This is a genomic window from Acinetobacter sp. YH12052, from assembly GCF_013419835.1.
GTDB classification, from domain to species: Bacteria; Pseudomonadota; Gammaproteobacteria; order Pseudomonadales; family Moraxellaceae; genus Acinetobacter; species Acinetobacter amyesii.
The window spans coordinates 103,348-120,274 of sequence record NZ_VOZI01000011.1; the positions used below are offsets into that span (position 1 = coordinate 103,348).

The following is a 16,927-nucleotide window of genomic DNA, read 5'->3' on the forward strand; positions in this document are numbered from 1 at the left end:
TCTTCTACATTAAATCCAATGGTCTAAGTAATTTTCATAATTCTTAAAAAGAAGCGTACTTCCTATTTTATTTATAGGTTTCCGTGTTACGATGATTTTTAAATAACCACCGTAAATTTATCGATAAGAAATATAGATTGAAACTACATAAAATACGGTATAAAAATACCTTATTCGGCACTCTAATACCATAAAACGCCAAATGCCCAGCCAATATCTGACGTTGTTTTTTAGACAATTTATTTTGACTACAGAATGTATGATAAACTTTCATAATTTTTTTTAGTCGATTATTCGTTGAAATGCGACTATATTCATGGGTTACATCTTGTACATAAGTAACCTCCTCTATTTGCTTAGCACGATGATGATAGTCATTTGACAATAGTCTGTACCATGTATCCATATCTTGCCATGCTTTAAGTTTTTCAGAAAAAAGTCCTATTGCCTGCATTTTTTCTGTACGAATAAAACATTGATTACCAACAAGGTTTGCATGCAATAAATCATTTGCGCTCACTATTTTAGGTCGTAAAAAACGTGACCGTGGTAAAGTCAGTAAATCACCATGTTTGAGATAATTATTACTGTAGATAAAGCTAAAATCATCTAGTAAATGAGCTTGTTTAACAAAAACCTCAATGCGGTTTGGTAAAAAGTAATCATCATCATCTAGTCCTGTAATAAATTCACCTGCAGCATGCTTAATTGCAATGTTTCGACTGGTGCAAGCACCACTGTTGCTTTCTTTGGTAAAAAAACGTACACGTGGATCTTGCTCACTAAGCTTTTGTAAATATTCTATTGTATTATCCGTCGAACAATCATCAACAATAATGAGTTCGAAATTTTGATGACTTTGCTGCAGGACTGAATCCACAGCACGCCGCAATAGATCATAACGATTGTAAGTTGGAATATAAACCGTCACTAAGGGCGAGAGATTCTTATCGGCGTTACTTTGCATATTTATAGTATTCTCATACTTCAATCAGTTGACTTCAAATGTTTATCAATAGCACAATGCACCATTTCCCACATTTGCTCGACCTGCTGTTTTAAATTAGCTGCAGCAAAAGAAATAACTTCGGATTTTTCAATCCGATAACCATCATCAGACAAGAGCGCTATTTGTTTTTCTAAAGCATGCAGGTCTTTTAAATCATCTATAAGTGTTTCACGAGTTGAAAAATCAGCAAATAGTTCAGGATATTTATGCGACCAGCCTGCACCAATACATGGCACACCCTGCGATAAAGTGCTCACTAACGCATGAAAACGGGAACCTATAACAAAACGCGCCTGCCCCAAAATCCACTTTAAGACTAAAGGATCAGCATCTTGATAAATTGGTAAAGAAGCATAGTGACCGCCCAGCATTGGCAGTACATTTAGATCCTCTTTGGCATCATGGGCGACAAAAATTGGCTGCATATTCTGCGCTTGAATCAAATCTATAGCAACTTTTAAAAAGTTGAGATAATCTTCGGCACTACCTGATTTATCCACCATACGCATATTAGGTACAATAGCCACAAAGCGCTTCGGTAATTGGATTGTATTTTTTACTTTTGGTTTGAGTAAAATTGTAAAATCAGGGCATTGTCTTAATTTGTTTATATCTGGGATTAAAGGCTGACTAAACTTATATGATTGTGTATCACGCGCACATACCAAAACAGCACGTTGAAAAAGTCTAGTAACAGCTGCCTTAACTGGAGTCTGCTCAAAAGCCCCTAAGGCTTGAGGCAGCATAATGAATAGCTGTTTAGCTCTCACTGGCTGATTCATTTTATCAACTAACCGCTCAGCAATACCACTTCCCCATTGATCAGAAAAAGCAAATCCAGAAGCATCCAGCACCACATTTACTTGGTTCGCACGAATAACTCTTCCAGTTAAGGCGCAACCCAATAAAGATGGAATACCTTTTTTGCGCACTTTTTCCAAAGTTGCAAAAAACTCATAACGCTTAATATCACTAGGTGAACCAAAATGTGCAGGAACTGTAATCTTAGCTTCTGGATAATAATGGCGCATGCGTTCAGATATAGCTATTGCCATCAACTCTGCACCACGGTTATGTATGCCTGTACCATGGATTTCTATAATAGGAGCGTTAGCTTTTCTCATTATTTTTCACCTAAATTATTATATGTACGTATTTGATTTAATGGTTTTTTAGTCGAATTAGCTACCATTCCTTCGGGATCAGGATGACCAAAAGCAATCAGCATTATCGGACGCTCATCTGGTGCTAAATTTAAAAGCTTCGCCATTTTTGTTTCCAATTTAGGAACATCAGGCCAGTTTAAACAACACGAGCCAACTCCCTGCACTTCCAGTGCATTAATAAACGACATAATAGCCAATGAGCCATCAATATAAATCAAGTGGCGGTCACGCTCATGATAATAATTTCGTAATTTTCCAACAACTACCGTAAGGCAGGGAATTTGCTGTCCAAAGCCTGCAGTACCCATAGGAAGCTTGGCTAATTCTGATACTAGCTGCTTATCGTCAAATATACGAAACTCATAAGGCTGCCGATTACAAGCAGTTGGAGAATATGCTGCAACCTCAATAGCTTTATCAATAATATCACGTGATACAGGCTTATCCTCAAACCAGCGCACTGAACGGCGGTATTTCGCCAAAGTCAACAACTGGTCATAGCTAATATCAGGTGTTGGGGTAGTAGAACGCAGATATGGAATTTTTGATTGTGCACTTTCATCTTTCGGCACGGATAAAGAGGCTTTAACAATGAGCTCTCTTAATGGATCAATAATAGGGTGGCTGGGTGTAATAGCCATATATTCTTGCAAAACATCGCGTGCCCATGCCAATTCTCTAGGTTCAACAGCATCAGATGCAACTGCACGTATGTAAGCATCAACAGTTTCTTCTATATAATTTAGACCAAACGGTACGCGACGTGGACGCATCAATAAGCCTTTCTCCAGCCTATGGGTGTTTCGGCGCAATAAACTAGTATTAAAAATTGGATTTTTTAAAGATTGCGCATAGATTTTTTTACCACTCAAAACAGCACGGTGTTCCCAGCCAAAACGCCATTGGAATGCATAATATAAATTGGACAAAAATAAACTATTGGCAGCAATATTAGTCGCTATATCATCAAGCTTTTCCAACAATGCTTTAATGATTTTCTTGAAAGATTGGAACAGTTTTTTAGGTAAACTCATTTGGCTATAGTCCCTATTATTTTTAAATATTGCTGTAAAGTAATTTTACCGTTAGGCAGAAGCAACACCATCAATACAAATAAAATCAGATACATAAAACCACTAACAAGCAAATGTATTAACGGTTGATTAATGCCTGTCATCCACAACAATTGCACCCAATGCATTACAGCCGCTGCCAGAATTGAGGCAATAGCGGGAATTGCAATAGATGAAAAAAAGTCACGCGGCTTGATCGGAGTATCTTTAAAAAAGAAATACAGTGATGGATAAATTAATAAGTAATTAGCAATAGCATAAGCTGCTGCGACACCCTCAGCACTCCAGCGCACACCAACAACAAAAGCAATGCTCACTATAATGGCATTGACCACACCCCATAGTACATATAATCGTGATTTCCCTAGGCTTAGAAGAACTAGACCGCGTAATGTACCAACAGGCTGTATAAAGCCACTGATTCCCAACAATACAAAAATAGGAATCAGTTTCTCCCAACCTTTGCCCATAGCAACAGCTACAACATTTGTAGCATTCACGACTAAAAATGCCATTAATGGCATAGATAAGAATGCCAACAAAGTTGCTATTTTTTGATAGTACGCTTTAAAAGCGATAGGATCGTGCTGTAATTTACTAAGTACCGGATATGCCACAGAATTAATTGGCTGTCTAAGACTTGCTATTGGCAACATCATCATTTGGTAAGCGCGGCTATAAAACCCCAAGGTCACAGCCCCCCAGACCTTACCAATGAGGATATTATCCAAGTTCCGATGAAAATAATTTACTAATTCAAAAATAGTAACATTCGCACCAAAGCCAACGAGCTCACGCATTCCTGCTGTTTTTTTAGGACGACTGGGGCGAAATTTAGAGCCAAGAAAATACATCACAGTAGTAATTATTGCCCCAATGACCGTACCCCAAGCCAATGCCCAAAAGCCGTAGCCATAGAAAGCCATGACAATTGATACCACTAAAGTAGCTACTGCCCCTGTAATGTCAGCGATGACTTTAGGCCTAAATCGCATTTCTCGTTGCATTAAAGCTGAATGCTGTGCCCCCGCACTGGAAATAAAAAAAGTGCTGGACAACACCATAAGTACAGCCTGCAATTCTGGGCGTTCATAGAACCAGCTGATCAATGGAGCGCATAACATCGTTAATACTGTTAATAGCGCACCAATAGCTATATTTAACCAAAATAATGCGTTGGTTTGATCATAGGTTAAATCGCCTTTTTGAATAGATGCAGTTGATAATCCCATATCACGAAACAATTGCATAAATGAGGTGATCGCCACCACCATGGCGATCAGGCCAAAATCATCTGGCGATAGCAAACGAGAAAGAATGATGATAGAAGCAAGTTGCAGCACAATTTTAATCAATTGCGCCATCATCGTTAAGGCACCACTCTTAACCGCTTTCTTTCCTAAGTCTGACTTAGAAATTTTTTCCGCCATAGCAATCAGTCTGCACCAAACAAATCACGAGTAAAGACTTTTTCAAGAACATCTTCTAGATCAGCAACCATACGGTTTGTGACAATGATATCCGCTTGCTGTTTAAATTCGGTTAAATCACTAACGACCTGCGAATAAAAAAATGTACTTTCCGTTAAATTTGGCTCATAAACGATAACCTGAATACCTTTTGCTTTTAATCGCTTCATTACACCTTGAATCGCGGACTGTCTAAAATTATCGCTTCCAGCTTTCATGACCAAACGATAGATACCAACAGTTTTGGGCTGTCTAGCTATAATTTGTTCTGCAATAAAATCTTTACGTGTTGTATTTGATTGAATAATTGCTGAGATTAAACTTTGCGGAACATCCTGATAATTTGCTAATAACTGCTTTGTATCTTTAGGTAGACAGTAACCACCATAACCGAACGAGGGATTATTATAATGTGTGCCAATACGAGGATCTAATCCAACTGCCTGAATAATATCTTTGGCATTTAAACCGCGGAGTGCGCAATAGCTATCTAATTCATTAAAATATGCTACACGCATAGCCAAATATGTATTTGAGAATAGTTTAACGGCTTCAGCTTCTGTTGCATCCATAAGCAGAACAGCAACATCATCTTTCAGACAAGCTGACTGAAATAATTGACCTATTTTAGTACCAATTTCCGACTTATCACCAACAACAATGCGCGAAGGATATAAGTTATCAAATAGAGCCTTACCTTCACGCAAAAACTCAGGAGAGAAAACAATTTTTAAATTTGGAAATAAGTTCTGCATTTTTGCAGTAAAACCAACAGGAATCGTCGATTTGATTATCACAATTGCATTACTATTAATTTCATTTAAATCATTTAAAACTTGTTCAATTGAACTTGTATCAAAATAATTAGTTTTTTCATCATAATTGGTTGGTGTCGCAATAATAATATATTCAGCACCTAAATAAGCTTCAGCCTTATCCAATGTCACATTAAAGTGAATTTCTTTTTTTAATAGATATTGCTCAATTATTTCATCCTGAATAGGTGACTCTAATTTTCTCAATAATCTAACGCGGTTTTCATCTATATCCAGTGCCGTTACCTGATGCTTTACTGCAAAAAGCATCGCATTTGAAAGACCAACATAGCCAGTACCTACAACTGTTATTTTAGACATCTATTGTCACCGCTCTTATTCCAAAATAGATACACAATTAGAAATCAATCCATGTATAACTATTTATATAATGTTTTATACTGAAAATTAGTAAAATACCAATAATCATCAAAAAATGATTATTAAGTTTAGAATTTAACGGACAAGATTATACATATTTTTTTATTAAAAATTCTAAGTTCATTTATATAAATATACAATTTAATATAAAAGTCACAATTTATTTCCTCTTATTCATGTATCCATCCACATGTTTTTCAAGAATATTACCAATATTATCAAAACTTTCAGCCATATATTCCAATTCAAAATTCTGATAAATATTACGCATTTCATTTATCCCATAAAACTTCTCAAAAGACTTTAAAATCCTTTCATGTCCAGTTTTTTCTACATTTTCAGAATCAATCAACAACTCTTCATATAATTTCTCACCTGGACGCAAACCAGTAAATTGAATGGCAATATCACCAATACCTTTATCATCAATTGGTTTAAACCCACTCAAACGAATCATTTGTTTAGCTAAGTCTACAATTTTAACTGGCTCACCCATATCAAGCAGAAATACATCACCACCTGTCCCCATCGCACCTGCTTGAATCACGAGCTGAGCTGCTTCAGGAATCGTCATAAAATAACGCGTGACTTCTGGGTGCGTTACTGTAACAGGCCCGCCTTGAGCAATCTGCTTTTTAAACAAAGGGACGACAGAACCTGACGAACCAAGTACATTACCAAAGCGCACAATACTAATTTGAGTTTTTGGATTCGTCGACGCTAGGCCCTGACAATACAATTCTGCCATACGTTTAGATGCCCCCATAACATTGGTTGGACGTACCGCCTTATCAGTTGAAATTAAAACAAAGGTTTCCACATTTTGATTCACTGCAGCATCAACACTACGCTGTGTACCTATCGAAGTATTGTAAATCCCTTCAAATGGATTTGCCTCTACAAGTGGCACGTGTTTATAGGCCGCAGCATGATAAACCGTTTGTACCGCATACTGTTGCAATATACGTTCCAGCTTTGACTGATTGGTGACAGAACCTAATACTGGAATAATGTGTATATCAGATGCCTGTAATTCACGGTCAATCGAGTACAAAGCAAATTCAGACATTTCAAACAGCACCAACATTTTCGGCTGATGCTTCACAATCTGACGGCAAAGTTCAGAGCCGATCGACCCTCCTGCCCCTGTCACCATGACCACTTTATTTTTAATATTCTTTTCTAACAATTCAGCTTTAGGTGGTACAGGATCACGTCCTAGTAAATCAATAATATCCACTTCACGAATATCAGAGACTTGGACTTGACCATCGACCAACTGGGTTACACCCGGCAACTCCATAATTTTGACATCTGCTGAATCAAACGATTCAATGATCTCTTTTTTACGGGTTCGACCGACAGAAGGCATTGCCAATAAAACTTCCTCAATACCGAATTTCCCAAGTTTCGCTTGCGCTTTTTTCGGTGAGTAAATCTTTAAACCACTCAGTGACTGTCCATGTAAAGAGCGTTTGTCATCAATAAAACAAACCGGTAAATAGTCATCTGAACGGTTTAAAGCGGCGGCAATTTGCTGACCTGCTAAGCCTGCGCCATAAATTGCAACACGTTTACGGCTTTGCTTTTTTGCAAAGGTTTTTAAGGTTGCATAACGAATGACTGCACGGCTCCACCACATGTATGAAAACAGCATAAAGCCATACATTAGCGGAATACTCATGGGAATAAATGCAACATTCAATTTTTTAATCGTGTATAAGGCCACGATTTGAATAAATGTTCCGATTAAAATTCGCAGTAAGTAGTCTTCATTAAATGAACGCACAATTGCACGGTAAATTCCGAGCAAAGCAAAAATAGCAATGCCCAAAATACCGACATAAATATACCAAGCATCCAGTCCTTGCATGACCTGTACATTCGGGCGTGCCAAACGTATGGCATAAGCCAGCCACATCATTAACGGTAAAACACAAATATCCATCAGCACCAAAACGATTTGTTTTTGGCGACGCGGTAATGATGCTATAGATCGGATAATGTCTTTCACAACGTGCTCGAATCAGGTCAAGGGAATATTCGCGCGTATATTATACGTGCTTTTCTGGTTTAAATTTTTGCGATCACCGCTTGGATCGCATCCACGGTTTTCTGCAGGCTGTGCTCAGACAAGGTTGGGTGTACAAGGAACATTAAGCTTGTTGTACCGAGCTGTTTAGCTTGCGGCAAAGACTGTGCAGGACGCCAAGGCGTACCATCAAATGCTTTTTCTAAATACACTTCTGAGCATGAGCCGCTAAAACATGGTACCGCTTGCGCGCTGATTTCCGCCATGATGCGATCACGTGACCAGCCTTCAGGCAAAGCATCAATATTGACTTGTACATAGCATTTATAAGCGGCATGTACATAATCGTTTGACGGTTTCGCTACGGTAAAATAAGGGCTACTTTCAAATACGGCTTGGATACGTGCCATATTGGTATTACGTTTTGCCGTCCATTCAGACATTTGTTTGAGTTGCAGACGACCAATCACGGCTTGTATTTCCATCATGCGGCAGTTGGTGCCAAATGAGTCATGTAACCAACGGAAGCCCGGTGGATGTTGTTTGTTATAGACACTATCAAAGTTTTTGCCGTGATCCTTATATGACCACATTGTTTTCCAAAGACCTTCATCATTGGTGGTGACCATACCACCTTCACCGCCTGTAGTCATAATCTTGTCTTGGCAAAATGACCAGGCCCCAATATGACCAATTGAACCTGCCGATTTACCTTTGTACATCGCGCCATGTGCTTGGGCACAGTCTTCAATCACATAGATGCCTTTTTCCTCAGCCAATTGCATGATCGGATCCATATCACACATCCACCCTGCCAAATGCACACAGATAATGGCTTTGGTATTTGGTGTAATCACTGCTTCAATGCTACGGCGTGAGATATTCTGTGAATCGAGTTCCACATCGGCAAAAATCGGATTGGCACCTGCGGTGACAATTGAACTTGCTGAAGCCAAGAACGTACGTGAGGTAACAATCACGTCATCACCTGCACCCACACCCAAAGCTTTGAGGGCTAAATCGAGTGCCACTGTACCATTGGCAACGGCAACTGCATGCTGAGTTCCTGCAAACTGTGCAAATTCCTTTTCAAATTCACGGCATTCCTGACCTGTCCAATAATTCACTTTATTGGATAATAGGACTTTTGACACCGCGTCGGCTTCTGCTTGGGTAAAGCTTGGCCAAGGCTCAAATGCACTGTTTAACATGGAATTTTCCCAGTCTAAAAATCGAGTTTAAAAATCTATTTTGAAGTCACAATTCGGGCAGGATTACCCACCACGGTGACGCCTGCGGGTACACTTTTGGTCACGACAGCACCCATACCCACAATCGCACCTGCACCAATCACTAAAGGCTGATCAGGCGTGCCCTGCTTAATCATCGCACCCGCGCCAATATAGGCATGCGCGTGTATATGAATATTGCCGTTGCATTTTACGCCTGGCGCGAAAGTAACGAAATCCCCAATCACACAATCATGCTCGACATAACTGTATAAATTGGCATGAAAACACTTGCCGATTTTGACATTGGAGCCAATGCTGACAAAGGGACTCAAAGCAGAACCTTCAGCGAGTTCAATTTGATCCATTAAAACCACATGGTCCGCAGCGATCGACCAAAGCTGAATGCCATCTGCTTCTAAACGCTGAGCAATTTTTTCGCGTACATGACTATTGGCAATCGCAATTTGCACGTATTTTGTCGATGCTGATTCATTTAAAAATGCTGAGTAATTCATGGCACGATGACCATTCACCACACCAATCTCTGTTAACGCATCATCGATAAAGATAATTTCAGACGCATCACCTTGACGTACCAATTGCTGACGCGCGACAGGCATCAGGCTACGTCCACAACCTGAAGCCCCATAAATCGCATAGAGTGTTGTCATTATTTTTGTTCCGGTGTGCCGGTAAATTTTGTCATGGTGGCTTCGCCTTCGGCACTGATATCATCCTTGGCAATCACTTTTTTCACGGTTTTTAGCATGATTTTAAAATCGAGCCATAAGGACTGATTTTCCACATACCAAGTATCGAGTTCAAACTTTTTTTCCCATGAAATGGCATTGCGACCATTCACTTGAGCATGACCTGTAATGCCCGGACGCACATGATGACGCTTGGCTTGCTCACGATTATAGAGCGGTAAATATTCCATCAGCAGCGGACGCGGCCCAACAATGCTCATATCGCCTTTAATCACATTCCACAGTTCAGGCATTTCATCCAAACTGGTGGCACGGAGCATTTTGCCAAATGGGGTGAGGCGTTCGCTGTCGGGTAATGGGTTGCCCTCAGCATCCAGCGCATCTTTCATGGTTCGGAACTTCACCATTTCAAAGGGCTTGCCATGCAGACCCGGACGTAGCTGACGAAATAAGACTGGCGAACCTAAATTCTTTTTCACCTTATAAGCCACTAAAGCATAAACAGGAGACAGCAGCACCAGCGCAGATGATGCGATAACAATATCCAATAAGCGCTTTAACATGGTTCACTCTTAAGGTTAGATAAAGATGGGGGAATGGTATCCATTTCTAGCAATGATTATACCCTGTTCGACGCCATCAGATTTGTAAAATATTTCAACGGCCAAAGGGACTCAAGTAGTCCCCATTCTAAAAGATCCCGAAAATATAGTCGTTTAGAGATCGGTCCAACGACGATTGACTGCATGACCTGGATTATTCATGCTAATAACCTTCGCGTAGTTTCCTACTGCAGTTGCATTTTCAGGAATATCTTTCGTCACAACGCTGCCCGCACCAATAGTGGCATTATTGCCAATTTTGACATGCTCAATGATGCAAACATTCGGCCCAATATAAACATTGTCACCAATTTCTGCAGCTTTACGCCCACCATTGGCACCAATCGTTGTAAATTGTGATAAATTCACATTATTGCCAAGCACAGTCGTAGGGTTAACAACCAGTGGCCCGCCATGACCAATAAACAAGCCATAGCCAATTTGAGTTGTGGTATGAATATCTATGCCGTACTGCTTTTTTTTATAATAATAAATGGGATAAGCCAGCTTCGCCCAAAATGATTTTGCACTGGCTAAACGCAGCCAAAATGAAAAATTAAAACCGCGATTGAATAAATAAGTTTTCAAAAATGATTTAAAACCAAGATTGCCCGTATAGCGGTATAAATCACTTTTTATATATTTTAAAGTCATCTGGATCGCCTCTAAAATTCGATGAATCGCCTTTAATGGATATCCATTTCAGCCATCATGTGCTTATTCACTTGATGCACATCATATTTATTCAGCGCGATTTCACGTGAACGCTGCCCCATACATTCAATCAATTTTGGATCTTCAATAAAGTATTGCATGCATTGCACCAAATCATTGACTGATTTCACCGCAACCAAATAGCCATTTACACCATTGGTAACGGTTTCACGACAGCCCGGCGCATCGGTGGTAATCACAGCACGACCCATTGCCATCGCCTCTAATACCGTACGTGGCGTGCCTTCACGGTAGGACGGCAATACATAGACCGAGCTTTCCGCAATTGCAGGACGGACATCACTGAGTTTGCCCCAATATTTGAGGCGATCATCGGCAATCCATTCATCGAGTTCTACTTGCGAAATGGCAGATGGATTGTCATCAATCCAACCGACCAAATGAAATTCCGATTCAGGATATTGTGCTTTGATGATGCGCGCCGATTCAGCGTATTCGCGCACACCTTTATCACCCAAAAGCCGTGCAATAAGTAAAAATGAGGCTTTAACTGTCCCCACATCATTTTGCGGTAAGGGCAAGACATCAAAGTCTTGCACATTCACCCCTGAACCATTCACCACCACCGTCGGCTTACTAGCATCCAGTAAGTGCATGTCTTGGAATAGCTTTAAATCGTCTGGGTTTTGGAAAAAAACTTTGTCGCTACGTTTGAGCGCTTGCGCATATAAGCCATGCACCAGTTTTTGAAATAGACTGCGCTTACCCGCTTCTACATTTTGAAAGGCATAACCCAGACCAGTAATTAAAGCAAAACGATGCGGTACTTTCACCAGCCATGACGCGAGCGTGCCATAAATCACAGGCTTAATCGTATAGGACAGTACGTAGTCAGGCTGAATTTGACGGATATTCTGATAGAGATGTTTTAACAGTTTTAAATCCGACAGCGGATTGGTGCCTGTGCGCTGCATGGGAATTTCATGCAGGTGATAGCCCAAAGCTTGGAGTTTTTGCTGTTCCTCAGGAAAGTCTAAAAACTCAGGCCCCATGATATGAATTTCATAACCTTTAGCTGCAATGGCTTCTAATAATTTGCCACGGAAATTCAGTACCGATGGTAAAAAACTACTAATCATTAAAAACTTCATGCCTGTTGGCTCCACACCTGCATATATTGACCGCTGACGGTTTCGATACTGAAATTCTGTTCAACCCGTTCACGAGCCGCTTCTTTTAAAGCGTGTTTTTCTGCTTCTGTTTTTTGTACATAAGCCAAAATAGCATCTGCCAAGGCTTGTGCATTGCGTGGCGGTACAATTTCGCCAAGCTCTTGCACAATATATTGCGCATCACCAACATCGGTGCTGATACAAGGCAAACCCGATGCCATTGCTTCCACCAACACATTCGGAAAACCTTCGGTAATTGACGTCATGAGGAATGCATCAATCGATTGATAAAAAGCAGGCATATCGGAGATTTGATCAAGCAAATGCACTTTTTCGGCATTTAACTGATACTGCTCAAACAAGGCTTTTACTTCAGGATTTTCTAAACTCGCGCCGCTGCCAGCAATTTTAAAGATGATATTTTTATCTTTCAGTAAGCCCATCGTTTCAAACAAATAGGGGTAGCCTTTGGCCGTGTGATAACGCCCTGCAAAACCAATCACGATTGGTTCATGCAATTGGGGATTAGGCTGAAATTTATCGAGAAACACCCCATTGGCGATCACTTGGCTATTTGGATTTTGAAAGCCAAATGCTTGGTGCTGTTCTAATGAAGAATGCGCACAATAAATAATGTGATTTGGCTGCTTCGATAAGATTTTACTTAAACCTAAAGCAATCTTGGTGCTAATGGATTCATCTTTCGGTGAAGCAAGCGAATGATGAATACCCCATACGACTTTTGGTTTCTTTGCTAAGCCAATGACGCTCAAACTGGTTAAGGCATTGGCATGGTACATCCAGCATTGCACGGTTTGAGGTTGCAACTGCTTCAGCAATTTACGTAATTTTTGAATCGTACTCAGGGTATTGATACCATTCAAACCTAAAGCATAATGTGACTGACAACGATCGAGCGTGCTTTGATAGATCTCTGAGGTTTTCATCAAACTGATGATCACGTGCTGATAGTCATGTTCAGTTTGCTGAATTAAGCGTGCCAACATCATTTCGGCACCACCCACGCCTGCAAAGTTGGTGATCACATGTACCATCAAAGGTTTGCTCATGCCGCCGACTCCATCATTCGCAAATACTGCTTGAGCACGGTTTGCTTATGAAACTGCTGAATATGTGATTCAAAATCAGCATCTTGATATTGCACATAATCTGCAAATATCGCTTGCTGCATCGCCTGGGTTAAACCTGCCTGATCATTACATTCAACCAATAAACCAAACTTAGAGTTTTCTAGAATTTCCATTGGTCCACTTGGACAGTTGGTACTCACCACTTTCACTTTAGAGGCTAAGGCTTGAATAAGTACACCCGGCAAGCCTTCCCAATTCGAGCTTAAAACAAATAGCGATGCATATTTAAAATAAGCGTATGGATTGGCATCAAAGCCCGGCAAATCCACCACGTCTTTTAAACCCAATTCAGCAACTAAAGCCTCAAACTCTGCACGCAATTCGCCCTCACCTAAAATCAATAATCGGGTTTCAGGATGCTGATCATGCAAGGCTTTAAAGGAGCGGATCAGAAAACCAAAGTTCTTTGCTTCAGTGAGACGCCCCACTGCCAAAATCACTTTATGGTCACCATTTAAAAATTTGTGTGTGACTGGTGCTTTGAGCTTTTCAAAATAGGCATCGTCTAATACAGGGTTATAAATGGTGCTCAGGTTATTTTTCTTATAGCTGTAGTATTCACGAAAATCGGCTTCAACCCCTTTGGAAACACAGACCACTTGCTGTGCCATGGGATACGTCCAATTCACCAAAGTTTTCAGAAAAAATTTGGCAAGACCTTGCAGTTTTAAGTTTTTGGACGGCGTAGATACTTCACGGAAGATTAATCGCGTTTTAACACCTGCGAGTTTTTTCGCAATACCTGCCACAATATTGGTGTGGGTTTGCGTTGCGACTAAGCAGTCGTATTGCTCAGCTTTCATTTTTATTTTTAAAAGCTTGATGCTATTCATCACCCGACCGCAATTAAAATTCACCAATTGAATTTTCCGGCTGACTTCAGGCAACAGCTTAGCTTTATCACCTGTGACATTACACACGCCCAAATGAATATTTAGACCTTGTTCCGCAAAGCTGTTCGCCAGTTGAATGACTGTACGTTCTGCACCGCCACCGCCCAAGCTTGGCAAAAAGAACATGACTTTATTCAACATATGCAGACCTAAATTTTAAAATGGGAGAATATTAATGCAGTGTTTTTGAGGCTTGAATCGCCATGGCACGCTCAACACGCTCACGATAATCCGTGATGCCAGCAAGCTCACTGTCACTGGCACAGGTGCTTTGAATTTTGGCTTGATAATCAGCAAAACTGGATACCACTTTGGCAGGCACACCAATCGCCACGCTATGATCAGGAATATCTTTTGTCACCACTGAGCCTGCACCAATCACCACATTTGAGCCAATGCTTACACCCGGCATTACAATGGTATTGACCCCAATAAACACATGTGATCCCACTTGAATTGGGGCAAAGCGTTGATAGCGCTTCCCTTGCTCATCTTTGACTAGACAGGTACTGCCATCATGGGTAATAAATTTCACCCCTGAAGTGACCGTCACATGGTCGCCAATGCTAACCAAGAACGGTTCTGAGCCCCAACTTTTAATATAGATTCGGCAGTTTTCACCGACTTTCACACCTTTTTTACGTGCATAAGCCACACTGCCCTTCGCCATAAAATAAGCAAGATCAAACAGCTGTCGAAAAGCAGAAACCATAAATGCCATACGCATGACCTATGTCAGGATCAGAAAATCAAAAGGGAGAAAATTAAGCTGAATATTTTACGCTGAAAATCTACTTTACGATATGGAAACCGCAGTCACGATGCAGGATGAAAAAAAAGATCAGAGCGATTTGATTTTTTTAACAGGACTACCGACATACACCCCTGATTCAGGTAAAGGTTTAGACACCAAACTACAGGCGCCAATCACACTATCATCGGCAATGGTTACACCATCTAGCACTGTGACACGTGCACCAAGCCAAATATTTTCGCCTAAACTGACCCCTTGTTTAGTAATTGCATCTTTTACCAAAAGATCAGGTTCACCAAATTTATGATTACTGGCAATGATAATGCTTTGCGTGCCTATACGGGTGTTATCGCCAATGCTCACACCGCCACAACCATTGATAAATGACTTAGAGTTAATGCTGACATCTTTACCAATCGACACCTTGCCACCAAAGCATTTGATATAACAACTTTCACCAATAAAACTGTTGTCCGCAATTTCTAAGCTTGCGCCTTGCTCGACGATTAAACTGACATGATCGCCAATATAAACATTCTGGCCAATTTTCACTTGACCACTAATATCAACCGTACAGGCTTTACCGAAATAACGAAATTTGGTGCCAAAAGCCACATTATAAAATTGCTGACGGCATTGTGCAGTGAACCAATTCATCAGTTTTAACAGTTTAAAAAACATCAGCTTTTGTTTCTCCACACCACATATAAAATGGCAAAGTTATAAATGATCAGCGCCACAGGCACCGCCAAGAGCATATAAATTTTATCGGTACATAAAACATATAAGCCTGCAAATAAAGCGAATTTAATCAGGAGTTCAACAATTTGCAGTTTAAATAAGACTTGGCTATTCCGCTTGGCAATTAAATAAGCCGAGCTTGGCGGATTACAGAAAACCGCCCAATAGCCTAGAGCTAAAATTTGGAAATAAGTTGAGATGCCCACCCATTCCGAGCCAAAAATCCAAAGATATACCGACTCAGGCAAGATAAAGAAAATTGCAAAAAGAGGCAGTGATACCAAACTTAAAAGCATACTTGCCTTTAACGCATTTTTGTTTGAATCTGTAGTTTTAAACTTACGGATAAAAAACTGACGTAGGGTTTGTGAAATTAAATTGATTGGGACACGTAAAGTCCGTTCGACAATCGCATAAAAGCCCATCGCCTGCACACCGACAAAATGCGACACCACATAGTATGGCAAGTTATGTGAAAAACTATTCAGCAAGGCATGCGGGGTATTGGCATAGATAAAATCTTGATAATTTTTAAACGCATGCCAACTGACTTGATAGAGCTGATACTTCAATAGGTAGAGCAACATCGCCACGATCATCAGGATCGAGCTGACATTGTAGCTATTCACCAGACTGATCTGCATAAACAGTGGCAAACTCAATTGCACTGCAACCACAATCGCACTTCTAAAAATATTTAAGCCTGCACAAAAATATTCTTTATGTGCGGAAAATTGATAATTATATAGGCTTTGAATCAGGGTATTGGCAAGCACACCCGTTGCCACAGCAAACGCCATTTCAACATTTAAAATCACGCTGATAACAATGCCACTCATCACAGCGATTATTGTTGAGAATATAGCCCCTTCAAAGATCAGGCTTTTTTTATCACCTTCTTCGGCAACCAATAAAGCTTGATCAAGACGTAAATTCGCTACCGTCGATATAACACTGACTATCGCCAATGCAATCCCGTAAGCCCCAAAGTCAGCAACAGAATATAGGCGTGTTAAAACAGGAAGTGCGATAAATGTCATTATCGCACCTGC

Annotated in this window: 16 protein-coding genes; all 16 read right to left on the minus strand. The window is 40.4% G+C overall.

Going from position 1 to position 16,927, the window contains the following annotated elements:
• Window positions 1-67: 67 nt before the first annotated feature.
• Entirely contained in the window at window positions 68-967 is a 900-nt protein-coding gene (locus tag FTU06_RS09950; RefSeq protein WP_180146355.1) for a glycosyltransferase, read from the minus strand.
• 20 nt (window positions 968-987) lie between these two features.
• Window positions 988-2,133 carry a polysaccharide pyruvyl transferase family protein gene (locus FTU06_RS09955; protein ID WP_180146358.1) on the minus strand — a complete coding sequence of 382 codons (1,146 nt, stop codon included), beginning with the start codon at window positions 2,131-2,133 and terminating at the stop codon, window positions 988-990.
• Window positions 2,133-3,209: a nitroreductase family protein gene (locus FTU06_RS09960; RefSeq protein WP_180146361.1), complete on the minus strand. Its 1,077-nt coding sequence runs from the start codon at window positions 3,207-3,209 to the stop codon at window positions 2,133-2,135. Before FTU06_RS09960 ends, FTU06_RS09955 begins: the two co-directional genes overlap by 1 nt.
• Window positions 3,206-4,678: a lipopolysaccharide biosynthesis protein gene (locus tag FTU06_RS09965; protein WP_180146364.1), complete on the minus strand. Its 1,473-nt coding sequence runs from the start codon at window positions 4,676-4,678 to the stop codon at window positions 3,206-3,208. Before FTU06_RS09965 ends, FTU06_RS09960 begins: the two co-directional genes overlap by 4 nt.
• 5 nt (window positions 4,679-4,683) lie before the next feature.
• Window positions 4,684-5,853 carry a nucleotide sugar dehydrogenase gene (locus tag FTU06_RS09970; protein ID WP_180146366.1) on the minus strand — a complete coding sequence of 390 codons (1,170 nt, stop codon included), beginning with the start codon at window positions 5,851-5,853 and terminating at the stop codon, window positions 4,684-4,686.
• A 220-nt stretch (window positions 5,854-6,073) separates the two neighbouring features.
• Window positions 6,074-7,927 carry a nucleoside-diphosphate sugar epimerase/dehydratase gene (locus FTU06_RS09975; RefSeq protein WP_180146369.1) on the minus strand — a complete coding sequence of 618 codons (1,854 nt, stop codon included), beginning with the start codon at window positions 7,925-7,927 and terminating at the stop codon, window positions 6,074-6,076.
• 59 nt (window positions 7,928-7,986) lie between these two features.
• Window positions 7,987-9,156, minus strand: a complete 1,170-nt coding sequence (locus FTU06_RS09980) for a DegT/DnrJ/EryC1/StrS aminotransferase family protein (RefSeq protein ID WP_180146371.1) — start codon at window positions 9,154-9,156, stop codon at window positions 7,987-7,989.
• 35 nt (window positions 9,157-9,191) lie between these two features.
• On the minus strand, window positions 9,192-9,848 hold the full coding sequence (locus FTU06_RS09985; protein WP_218954107.1) for a NeuD/PglB/VioB family sugar acetyltransferase: 657 nt from the start codon (window positions 9,846-9,848) through the stop codon (window positions 9,192-9,194).
• On the minus strand, window positions 9,848-10,450 hold the full coding sequence (locus tag FTU06_RS09990) for a sugar transferase (protein WP_180146374.1): 603 nt from the start codon (window positions 10,448-10,450) through the stop codon (window positions 9,848-9,850). Before FTU06_RS09990 ends, FTU06_RS09985 begins: the two co-directional genes overlap by 1 nt.
• Window positions 10,451-10,603: 153 nt before the next feature.
• The gene (locus FTU06_RS09995; protein ID WP_180146377.1) at window positions 10,604-11,143 is read right to left on the minus strand and encodes a serine O-acetyltransferase; all 540 of its coding nucleotides are present in this window, start codon (window positions 11,141-11,143) and stop codon (window positions 10,604-10,606) included.
• 32 nt (window positions 11,144-11,175) lie between these two features.
• Window positions 11,176-12,315 (minus strand): glycosyltransferase family 4 protein, encoded by a 1,140-nt coding sequence (locus FTU06_RS10000; protein ID WP_180146380.1) that lies wholly within the window; start codon window positions 12,313-12,315, stop codon window positions 11,176-11,178.
• Window positions 12,312-13,406, minus strand: a complete 1,095-nt coding sequence (locus tag FTU06_RS10005) for a glycosyltransferase (protein WP_180146383.1) — start codon at window positions 13,404-13,406, stop codon at window positions 12,312-12,314. Before FTU06_RS10005 ends, FTU06_RS10000 begins: the two co-directional genes overlap by 4 nt.
• Entirely contained in the window at window positions 13,403-14,521 is a 1,119-nt protein-coding gene (locus FTU06_RS10010; RefSeq protein ID WP_180146387.1) for a glycosyltransferase, read from the minus strand. Before FTU06_RS10010 ends, FTU06_RS10005 begins: the two co-directional genes overlap by 4 nt.
• A gap of 31 nt (window positions 14,522-14,552) precedes the next feature.
• Window positions 14,553-15,101, minus strand: a complete 549-nt coding sequence (locus FTU06_RS10015) for an acyltransferase (protein ID WP_180082335.1) — start codon at window positions 15,099-15,101, stop codon at window positions 14,553-14,555.
• A 120-nt stretch (window positions 15,102-15,221) separates the two neighbouring features.
• Window positions 15,222-15,815 (minus strand): DapH/DapD/GlmU-related protein, encoded by a 594-nt coding sequence (locus FTU06_RS10020; RefSeq protein ID WP_180146391.1) that lies wholly within the window; start codon window positions 15,813-15,815, stop codon window positions 15,222-15,224.
• Window positions 15,815-16,915 carry an oligosaccharide flippase family protein gene (locus FTU06_RS10025; RefSeq protein WP_257234386.1) on the minus strand — a complete coding sequence of 367 codons (1,101 nt, stop codon included), beginning with the start codon at window positions 16,913-16,915 and terminating at the stop codon, window positions 15,815-15,817. Before FTU06_RS10025 ends, FTU06_RS10020 begins: the two co-directional genes overlap by 1 nt.
• Window positions 16,916-16,927 lie beyond the last annotated feature (12 nt).

Coding starts and splice junctions, on each gene's coding strand:
- FTU06_RS09950 (WP_180146355.1), bottom strand. CDS start 967: ATGCAAAGTAACGCCGATAAGAATCTCTCGCCCTTAGTGACGGTTTAT.
- FTU06_RS09955 (WP_180146358.1), bottom strand. CDS start 2,133: ATGAGAAAAGCTAACGCTCCTATTATAGAAATCCATGGTACAGGCATA.
- FTU06_RS09960 (WP_180146361.1), bottom strand. CDS start 3,209: ATGAGTTTACCTAAAAAACTGTTCCAATCTTTCAAGAAAATCATTAAA.
- FTU06_RS09965 (WP_180146364.1), bottom strand. CDS start 4,678: ATGGCGGAAAAAATTTCTAAGTCAGACTTAGGAAAGAAAGCGGTTAAG.
- FTU06_RS09970 (WP_180146366.1), bottom strand. CDS start 5,853: ATGTCTAAAATAACAGTTGTAGGTACTGGCTATGTTGGTCTTTCAAAT.
- FTU06_RS09980 (WP_180146371.1), bottom strand. CDS start 9,156: ATGTTAAACAGTGCATTTGAGCCTTGGCCAAGCTTTACCCAAGCAGAA.
- FTU06_RS09985 (WP_218954107.1), bottom strand. CDS start 9,848: ATGACAACACTCTATGCGATTTATGGGGCTTCAGGTTGTGGACGTAGC.
- FTU06_RS09990 (WP_180146374.1), bottom strand. CDS start 10,450: ATGTTAAAGCGCTTATTGGATATTGTTATCGCATCATCTGCGCTGGTG.
- FTU06_RS09995 (WP_180146377.1), bottom strand. CDS start 11,143: ATGACTTTAAAATATATAAAAAGTGATTTATACCGCTATACGGGCAAT.
- FTU06_RS10000 (WP_180146380.1), bottom strand. CDS start 12,315: ATGAAGTTTTTAATGATTAGTAGTTTTTTACCATCGGTACTGAATTTC.
- FTU06_RS10005 (WP_180146383.1), bottom strand. CDS start 13,406: ATGAGCAAACCTTTGATGGTACATGTGATCACCAACTTTGCAGGCGTG.
- FTU06_RS10010 (WP_180146387.1), bottom strand. CDS start 14,521: ATGTTGAATAAAGTCATGTTCTTTTTGCCAAGCTTGGGCGGTGGCGGT.
- FTU06_RS10015 (WP_180082335.1), bottom strand. CDS start 15,101: ATGGCATTTATGGTTTCTGCTTTTCGACAGCTGTTTGATCTTGCTTAT.
- FTU06_RS10020 (WP_180146391.1), bottom strand. CDS start 15,815: ATGTTTTTTAAACTGTTAAAACTGATGAATTGGTTCACTGCACAATGC.
- FTU06_RS10025 (WP_257234386.1), bottom strand. CDS start 16,915: ATGACATTTATCGCACTTCCTGTTTTAACACGCCTATATTCTGTTGCT.